Source organism: Salinibacter sp., assembly GCF_042218895.1.
In the GTDB taxonomy this organism is placed as follows: Bacteria; Bacteroidota; Rhodothermia; order Rhodothermales; family Salinibacteraceae; genus Salinibacter.
Map to the genome: position 1 here is coordinate 1 of NZ_JBDGQQ010000155.1, position 9,234 is coordinate 9,234.

Genomic DNA, 9,234 nt, shown 5'->3' on the forward strand with positions numbered 1-9,234 from the left:
CGAGCGTCAGGTGCGGCGGCGTGTCGATGGTGCGCTCGATGCACCAGTAGAAGTCCTCGGTGTCGAGCCCGTGCCAGGCGTAAATCTCGATTCCGTTCCTGGCGAGAGCAGCGGCAATGTCATCCTGCGTCGAGAGCGGATTGCAGCCACTCCAGGCCACCTCGGCACCGCAGGCCTGCAGCGTCTCGACGAGCACGGCGGTCTCCTTCGTCACGTGAAGACAGCCGCTAATTTTGTAGCCCTCGAACGGCTTCTCATCGGCAAACTCCTCGCGGAGCTGCATGAGCACCGGCATCCGGCTTTCGGCCCATTCAATGCGCTTGCGGCCCTCGTCGGCCAGACTCAGGTCGCGTACCTTGTACTGTCCTTCTTTGTGGTCCATGTGTATCGATGTGGTTGGCGTGCAGTGGACGTGCGTGCGGAAATTAAGTCGGGACGTGGCCCCTAAGCCCCCAACGGCATGTGCCGCTCGGGTCTGGCATCTAAGAGAACCACACAGTCGTCACGTGCCAGGGTGTTTGGTAATACATCGGTTGCTACTGTGTCCTGGTGAAACAGTTTGTAAGTTTGGGGGAAATCTCTCCCCAATTCATCGATGCGCTTCAGGGCCATCTTCCGTCCCCACCCCGCTGGCGGCTCCCCGCCAGCAGCTGTCGTCTCGTCGCAGAGTGGAGGGGATTGCCCACGGGCATTGTAATACCAAATGCCAACGATAACTGTGCCCTTTGCGTCGGGATGTTCGGGAAGAAAATGTCGCGAGGCGCGCCTCGCGACGGACCTTCCTTTTGAGCAGAACGATCAAATGTACACCGATTCTCGGCAGTCGGTATAAAGCAGGGGAGCAGCGTCCGGCATTCTTCCGTAACCCTTCTGCGGGGCAACAGCAATATTTTTTACCCCACGGATCGTCGAAGGGACTCATCTCGACGATCCTGTGATACCTTTTGGAAGCGCTTTCAACAGCGAGACGCTAACATCATTTTATAAAGTATCGCGTACGCATCGAATGTTGCCTCACGCCATTCAACGGCGCAGAAGGGCTGTTGTGTGTTGTACGCGACCGTCACTTCGGGTTTGCTCTGCACAGTCTGCCTCTCATTTCCCCTTCTTCCCATGCTGCACGATACGACGCACGCACAAACCGATACGACCATCGTTCGCCAGCTCGACACCCTCAGCGCCGACGATGTTCCCCTCGTTGGGGGCAAGAATGCCTCCCTCGGCGAGATGATCAGCGCGCTGAAGGAGACGGGCATTCGGGTGCCCGATGGCTTTGCCACGACCGCCGATGCCTACTGGCGCTTTCTGGAGGCCAATGACCTTTCGGAGACCATCCAGGCAGAGCTTGGGGCGTGGGCTGCGGGCGAACAATCGCTCAGCGAGACCGGCACGACCCTCCGCACAGAGATCCGACACGGGACCTTCCCCGATGATGTCGCGGAGGCCATTCACGAAGCCTATCGTACCCTCGGCAGCAAATACAATACGGATGCAGTGGACGTGGCCGTGCGGAGCAGTGCGACGGCCGAGGATCTGCCAGAGGCGAGCTTCGCGGGCCAGCAGGAGAGCTACCTGGACGTGCGCGGGGCCAACGCCGTGCTCTCCGCCTGCAAGCGGTGCTTCGCCTCTCTCTTCACCGATCGGGCGCTGGACTACCGCGACCAGCAAGGCTTCGATCACCTGGAGGTGGCCCTGTCCATAGGAATCCAAAAGATGGTACGCGCCGACAAGTCCGGCGTCCTCTTCACGATTGATACCGAGACGGGCTTCCCCGACACGACCGTCATCAACGCGGCCTACGGGCTCGGCGAGAGCGTCGTGAAGGGCCTCGTGAACCCGGACCAGTATACCGTTTACACGCCCTTCGTAGACGATGAGACACTGACCCCCATCCTGGAGAAAACAAAGGGCGACCAGGACCGAAAGATCGTGTCGACGGGAGAAGGTGGCACCGCGACGGTCCCGACCACCACGGCGGAACAGGAGGATTTCGTGCTGTCCGACGAGGAGATCCTGATGCTCGCCCGGTGGGGACAGACCATCGAGGCGCACTACGACCGGCCCATGGACGTGGAGTGGGCGCGGGACCGCGACAGTGGCGACCTGTTCGTGGTGCAGGCTCGGCCCGAAACGGTGCAGTCCCAGCAGGCGGCGAGCACGCTCCGGACCTTCCGGCTCACGGAAGAGGGGGACCGGCTGGTGACGGGGCTCGGCATCGGGAAATCGATTGTGTCGGGTCCGACCCGGGTGCTCGACAGTGCCGACGAGGGTGAGCGATTCGAAGACGGGGACATTCTCGTCACCGAAATGACCGATCCGGACTGGGGCCCTCTCCTGGAACGGGCCGGCGGGGTGGTTACGAACCGGGGCGGGCGCACCTCTCACGCCGCCATCGTGAGCCGCGAGCTCGGCATTCCGGCCGTGATTGGGTCCGAGACCGCGACCGAGGTCCTCCGCGACGATCAGCCGGTCACCCTCTCCTGCACCGACGGCGACGAGGGGCACGTCTACGACGGACGGCTCGACTTTGAGACCGACGAGATCGACCTTGAGGCTCTTCCGGACACCGACACGCGGATCATGCTCAACCTGGCGAGTCCCGCCGCGGCCCTCGACTGGTGGAAGCTGCCCGTGGAGGGGGTGGGCCTGGCCCGCATGGAGTACATCATCAACAACATCATCGAGGTGCACCCGATGGCCCTGGTCGCCTTCGACGAGGTGGACGACAAGGGGGCCCAGCGCCGCATCGAGGAGTTGACGCGGGACTACGACGACAGGGCCGAGTATTTCGTGGATCATCTCTCACGCGGCATCGCCACGATCGCCGCCGCGCAGCACCCGCATCCCGTCATCGTTCGCCTCAGCGACTTCAAGACCAACGAGTACGCCGACCTCATCGGCGGGCGCGGCTTCGAACCGCACGAGGCAAACCCGATGCTCGGCTGGCGCGGCGCCTCTCGCTACTACAGCGACGCGTACCGCGAGGGCTTTGCGCTGGAGTGCCGCGCCCTTAAGCGGGTGCGCGACGAAATGGGATTCACCAACGTCGTCGCCATGGTCCCCTTCTGCCGCACGCCGGAAGAGGCGGACCGAGTGCTCGACGTGATGGCCAAGCACGGCCTCAAGCGCGGCAAGAACGACCTGGAGGTGTACGTGATGGCCGAGACGCCCTCCAACATTGCCCTGGCCGACAAGTTTGCGGAGCAGTTCGACGGCTTTTCGATCGGCACCAACGACCTGACCCAGCTCGTGCTGGGCGTGGGGCGCGACGCGGAGCGCCTCACGCACCTCTTCGACGAACGGAATCTGGCGGTGAAGCGGATGATTGGTACCCTGATTGAACAGGCGCACGCGGCGGGCCGTCCAGTGGGCATCTGCGGGCAGGCCCCGAGCGACTACCCCGAGTTTGCCGAGTTCCTCGTCGAGGCGGGCATCGACTCGATCTCCGTTACCCCGGACAGCGTCCCCGACGTGCTCCGGCACGTGGCCCGGGCGGAGGGGCGGGCAGAGTCGTCCTGAATGCTCTCGTCACACTCATCCTTACACAAGTCACACTCATCCTTACACAAAGAGCATCGTCAGGACCGTGTAGAGGACGATCGCCAGCCCCCCTGCCACCGACGCCAGCGGAAGCTGGGTATTGACGTGATCCATCAGGTCCGACCCCGTGGCCAACGACGAGAGCACTGTCGTGTCCGAGATGGGCGAGCACTGGTCGCCGTAGACGGCCCCGCCGACCACCGCCCCGAAGCAGAGCGTGATGAAGAGGGGATCCTGCGAGAGGCTCCACGCCAGCGGCATGGCCACCGGAAAGACGACCGCGTAGGTGCCCCACGAGGTGCCGGTCGAAAAGGCGATGATAAGGCAGAGCACCACCAGCAGGCCCGGTAGGAGGGTCGGCGAGAGGGACTCGCCGACGGTCGCCACCACGTACTCGGCCGTACCCACGGCCTCAGCCACCTCCTTCAGCGACACGGCCAGGGCTAGAATGATGGCGCCGATGGTGACGCCCTTGCATCCGTCGATGAACCCGTCCATCACCTCATCAAAGTTCATTCCTTTGAACAGTGCGACCCCCATCCCCACCAGGACGGCCAAGACGAAGGCCTCCGCGATGAGCAGAAGCGGATCGTTTTCGCCTCCGGTCCATCCCAATACGAAGTACGTGTACAGGTATGGAAGAATGGCCACCCCCAGGAGTGTCCCGATGGGCCCGATAAAGTCGACGAGGCTCGGGGTGTAGTCGTCCGGCACGTTCATCTCGGTGAGCTCGCGGGAGGTGAGGGGGGTGGCGTCGTCGCGATCGAGCTTGCCGGTCGACCGGGCCCGCTCGGTGGCGTCGCGCATCTTTTTGCCCGGCACGTACGGCAGCTTTTCCCACGCGAAGAGGAGTGTCATGGCCACCGCGAAGAGCGCGTAGAAGTTGGCCCAGATCGAGGAGAAGAAGAACTGGATGCCCTCCTGACTCGTCTCGAAGAGCGGAATTGTGCCGGCCACGAGGCCGCCCACGTAGATGGGCCACACGTTGAAGGGAATGATCGTCGCGGCGGGCGAGGCCGTCGAGTCGACGACGTAGGAGAGCTCCTCGTGCGACACGTCGTGCTGGTCGCCGATGGGTCGTGCCGTCGCTCCGGTGAGGATCGTGGAGATGGTGCCCCCCTGGTGGAAGACAAGACCCATGATCCAGGTAAAGAACTTGGCCGTCTTCGGCCCGGTCACCATCTTCTGCCCTGCCCACTTCGCAAAGCGCAGCGCACCCCCGGTGCGCGTCCACAGCCCGATGAGTCCGCCGAGCGCCCACAGGTATACCAGTAGGATGAGGGCGAAGTCTTCGGTCCCAATGGCCGGGAGCAGGAAGGCATCGATGATGTTGACCTTGCCCGCGATGATGCCCCCCGCCGCGATGCCGATGAACAGGGCGCTCACGACCTCCTGCAGCCAGAACGCCAGGACGATGGCGATCAGGGGCGGCAGCACCGACCAGAAGCCGTAGTGCCCATCGGTCTTGGGAATGTCGCCGGCCACGTACACCGCCGCGCCGAGTCCGCCCAACACCAGGGCCGCCACCACCCAGCGCCGCCACCATGGGCCTCCCTCGCTGGCGTCGTCGGAAGTGGGGGGATCAGGGGCGGCGGATCCCGTCTCCTGAACGTCAGTGATTGGAGTGTCGGGGTCGGCGGTGTCGGACATGTGGGGCATAATGTTATTGGCGTCGAGCTCCACCCCCCAATTAAGGCATCGACAGCTACGGACGCCAACTTTTCCCGAGAAATCCAGCCGGTCCTGCCGCAGACAGGCAGTCCGCTCCTTCTACAGAAATTTGCTGATCCGGGGGCGATCGGCCGGGTCGTCCGGAGCCCCCCTGAACGATTGTCCGGAGGCCGCACCGTGCACGATTCCATCGGGGCGCCTTCTCGGTTCAGATGGCCCGACGGTGCTCCCGCCGACGCCTCCCCCTGGAGCCACGCCGGACCGGATGGGGAGAAGAGAGCTTCTTTTGCTTCTCCAGCCCAATCCCTCAACCGTCCTTACGCTGTCGTCCGGAGGGCTTCTGCGGTGGGGGTATCGCCCCCGTAGAGGGTGATGGCGTGGCCGAGGGTCGCCTCGTTGTTGAGGCATTCGACCACGGCCTGGGCCACATCCGCGCGCGGGACGTCGTCGCCCGAGCCCGGATCTGCGTCGAAGTAGCTTGCGACGTGGCCCGTGCCTGCTTCGTCGGTGAGCCGGGTTGGGCGCAGGATCGTCTCGTCGAGCGAGGACCGCTGAAGCGCCCGGTCGGCGAAGTGCTTGGCCACGATGTAGGGTTTGAGTGGTCCCTGACGGGACTCCGGATCGCCGGCGCCCCGGGAGCTAATCATGATGAACCGGTCGATGCCTCGCTCCTCGCAGGCGTCGACCGCCCGCTTCGCCCCCCAGAGGTCGACCAGAATGGTCTTGTCCCATCCCGTGGAGCCTCCCGCCCCGGCAGTGAACACGACCGCGTCGGCCCCGTCGAGCGCCGGGGCAAACGTGCCTTCCAGATCGCCGTGGCGAGGCTCCCCGCCGCGGTCGCGGACCTCGTCGAACTGGTCTTCGGAGCGGACGATTCCGATAGGCTGGTGGCCCGCGTCGTCGAGACGCGGAAGGAGCCGGCGTCCGATACCGCCGTTTGCGCCAATGACTGCGACAACCATCTGTGTTTCGGAGAGCGATTGGTTGGATGAATGGGCTTGAGAACAGCGGCCCGACTAATTGAGGTAGGGCCGAGCGTCTTCGGCCAGCGCCTCCAGGCCTCGGGTCGCGGCGCGGAGCCGCTCCCGGAGCCGCTCGAAGCGCTCGCGGTGCGTCTCCGTTGGGGGGCGGAGGGACGGTTGTGTGACGTAGCTCCAGTTGAAGACACCAGCTAGGTCATAGATGTCGCCCCGTATCTCCTCGAGTTCGTCGGCGCGAGCCTCGGCCGTGTCTACCAGCGCATTCAGCTCGTCCGACTCTTCCTCCGCCTGCGCCTGGAGCTGCTCGTGGAGCGAGTCGGCCCGTTGAGAGGCCCGGAAGGCCGACTTCTGCTTGGCCAACACGTCGAGCAGGAAGGATTCGCGCCTGCGCCACTCCCCGGCCGTGAGGTCAATCTTGGGGTCTTCCTGCACCTTTACGGTCTCTGTTACCTGCGCGTCACCGGCGTGGAGCGTCACCGTGTAGGTGCCGGGCTGCACGAAGGGTCCCTTCGGCTCGAGTGGATACTCCAGTTCCGGCAGGATGGTGTCCGGCTCGACGACCCCCGACTCTTCCTCGTCGTCCGCGCTGGTCTCGGTCGGGGGCGGCGGGTGGGCAAGGTCCCACGTGATACGATGGATTTGTCCCGTCGCGGTGGGCCCGTCGAGGCGACGGACCACTTCGTCGTCTGGATTGCGCACCACGAGTTCGACGGAGTCGGTGGGGGCCCCAAGGTGGTAATGGATGAGGGCGCCAAACGGGGGATTTTCGCCCGCCCACGAGGCTTGCCCGCGGTAGGACGTGTTTTTCCAGAAGTTGTGGATGGTGGCGGGCTGAATCGAGAACAGGTGTGCGTCCGCAGTCTTCACGGACGCCGACCACTCGGCGATCGGGGTCGTGTCGTCGAGGATCCAGAGGCTGCGGCCATGCGTGCCCACCACGAGGTCCTTTTCCCGCGGGTGGATCTTGAGGTCATCGTAGAGGGTGGTGGGCAGGCCGGAGTCGACCTCCGTCCACTGCTGCCCGGCGGTCGTGGAGACGAACAGCGCGTGCTCGGTGCCGAGGAAAAGCACGTTCGGATTGTCGGGGTGCTCCACGATGACGTTCACCGACCCTGCATTTTTGGTCGTAAGGCCGTCGGTGATCTTGGTCCAGGTCTGTCCAAAGTCCGTGGTCTTGAAGACGTACGGCGAAAAGTCGCCGTGCCGGTGTCCATCGAGCGTCACGTAGGCGATGCCTTTGCCGGCCGCCGAGGCGAGAGCCCGGCTCACGTAGGTCGTATCGCCCACGGCGTCGATGTTGCTGCCCACCTCGGTCCACGACTCGCCGCCGTCGCGGGACACCTGCACGTTGCCGTCATCGGTTCCCACCCACAGGATGTCGGGGCTCAGGGGCGATTCGGCAATGGTCGTGATCTCGCTGTAGCTGGCCGTTCCGTCGTGCTTCGACAGCATGCCTTTGTGGCCCGGCACGCCCATGAGCGACAGGGAGTCCCGGTTGATGTCTTTCGTTAAGTCCTTCGTGCGGGTCCAGCGAGCCCCTTTGTCGCGGGAGATGAAGAGGCGATTGCCCCCAAGATAGACCGTGGAGGAGTCGTGGCGGGAGACGTGCGTGGGGGTCACCCAGTCGAAGCGGTAGTTCTCCCCCTCCGGCGCCATTGGCCCCACGGCCATGTTGTCCCCTGTCACCGGGTCCACCCGGCTCACGTCGCCGTTCTGCGAGCCCACAAAGACCGCTCGCGGCCCGGCCACCTGCTGGTACATGCCGTCGCCGAAGCCGATCTGTTTCCAGTCGTCGTCGATGATGCCCTTCCAGCGGCGCGTCGCGCTCGGCCCCATCCAGGAGTGGTTGTCCTGCATGCCGCCGTAGACGCGGTACGGGGTGCGCATGTCGGTGCCGATGGCGTAGAATTGCCCGATCGGAAGGTTGTTGATGCGGCGGTAGGTGCGGCCGCGATCCCAGGACTCGTGCAGGCCCGCGTCGCCCGCGAGGTAGAAATGCTCCGGGTCGCCCGGATCGATCCACAGTGAGTGGTGGTCGCTGTGCACGCCCACGTCGTAGCTGGGGCGGGTGGGCATCTGGGTGAAGGTCTTTCCGGCGTCTTCGCTCATGTAGAACTCCGTCGCCATCACGAAGACACGGTCGGCATCCACCGGGCCCGCCACGATGTGGCTGTAGTACATGGGCCGTGGGTTCAGGTCGTTGACCTTCGTCCAGGAGGCGCCCGCGTCACTGCTCCGGTAGGTGCCGCCCTCCTCTGCGTGCTGGACGAGGGCGTAGACCCGACTGGGCGCCGCGGGCGTCGTGGCGAGGCCGATCCGCCCCTTGTCGCCCCCTGGAATGCCGTTGGTGAGCTCCGACCAGGAGTCTCCCCCGTCCGTCGTCTTATAGATTCCGCTCCCGGGCCCGCCGCCGTTGAAGCCCCACGTGCGGCGCAGGCGCTGGTACGCGGCGGCGTAGAGTACGTCGGGGTCGTCCGGGTGCATCGCCAGGTCAACCACCCCCGTGTGCTCGTTCACGAAGAGGACCTTCGTCCACGTCTCCCCGCCGTCGGTCGTTTTGTAGACGCCCCGCGCGTCGGACGGCGCCCAGAGGTTGCCCAGCGCCGCGACGTAGGCCACGTCCGGATCCTTGGGGTGCACCTTGATGCGCCCGATGTGGCGAGTGTCTTCCAGGCCGAGGTGCGTCCACGTCTGGCCGCCGTCCGTGGAGCGGTACACGCCGTTGCCCCAGGCGCTGCTCTGGCGGTTGTTCTGCTCGCCGGTCCCGGCCCATACGACGCGGCGGTTGGACGGCGCGAGCGCCACGTCGCCGAACGTGCTCACCGGCTGGTCGTCGAAGAGCGGCTGCCAGGTGGTGCCCTTGTTCGTCGTCTTCCAGAGGCCGCCCGAGGCGGTGGCGGCGTAGATGGTGGACGGGTCGCCGGGCCGGGCCTCCACGTCGTGAATCCGCCCGCCCGTAACGGCAGGACCGATACTGCGAAACGTCAAGTCACTTAATGCTTCGGTGGAGAGGGGGGCCGGCTGCTGGGCGTGCGTAGGCGCC

5 protein-coding genes are annotated in these 9,234 nt (G+C 65.0%); 1 reads left to right on the plus strand and 4 read right to left on the minus strand.

Annotated features, from left to right (window positions below; all coding sequences use genetic code 11):
- Positions 1–382 (minus strand): adenosylhomocysteinase (locus ABEL04_RS12895; protein WP_375802801.1); only part of this gene is annotated, 382 nt, incomplete at its 3' end.
- A gap of 731 nt (positions 383–1,113) precedes the next feature.
- Between ABEL04_RS12895 and ppsA the strand changes: the two genes are divergently transcribed.
- Positions 1,114–3,519 (plus strand): phosphoenolpyruvate synthase, encoded by a 2,406-nt coding sequence (ppsA, locus tag ABEL04_RS12900; protein WP_375802802.1) that lies wholly within the window; start codon positions 1,114–1,116, stop codon positions 3,517–3,519.
- Positions 3,520–3,561: 42 nt separating this feature from the next.
- Here ppsA and ABEL04_RS12905 read toward each other — a convergent pair whose 3' ends face one another.
- The 3 genes from ABEL04_RS12905 to ABEL04_RS12915 form a co-directional block, all read right to left on the minus strand.
- On the minus strand, positions 3,562–5,190 hold the full coding sequence (locus tag ABEL04_RS12905) for a Na+/H+ antiporter NhaC family protein (RefSeq protein ID WP_375802803.1): 1,629 nt from the start codon (positions 5,188–5,190) through the stop codon (positions 3,562–3,564).
- A 338-nt stretch (positions 5,191–5,528) separates the two neighbouring features.
- Positions 5,529–6,173, minus strand: a complete 645-nt coding sequence (locus ABEL04_RS12910) for an SDR family oxidoreductase (RefSeq protein WP_375802804.1) — start codon at positions 6,171–6,173, stop codon at positions 5,529–5,531.
- A 54-nt stretch (positions 6,174–6,227) separates the two neighbouring features.
- Positions 6,228–9,234: VPS10 domain-containing protein (locus tag ABEL04_RS12915; RefSeq protein WP_375802805.1), on the minus strand; the 3,007-nt coding region annotated here is incomplete at its 5' end.

Coding starts and splice junctions, on each gene's coding strand:
- ppsA (WP_375802802.1), top strand. CDS start 1,114: ATGCTGCACGATACGACGCACGCACAAACCGATACGACCATCGTTCGC.
- ABEL04_RS12905 (WP_375802803.1), bottom strand. CDS start 5,190: ATGTCCGACACCGCCGACCCCGACACTCCAATCACTGACGTTCAGGAG.
- ABEL04_RS12910 (WP_375802804.1), bottom strand. CDS start 6,173: ATGGTTGTCGCAGTCATTGGCGCAAACGGCGGTATCGGACGCCGGCTC.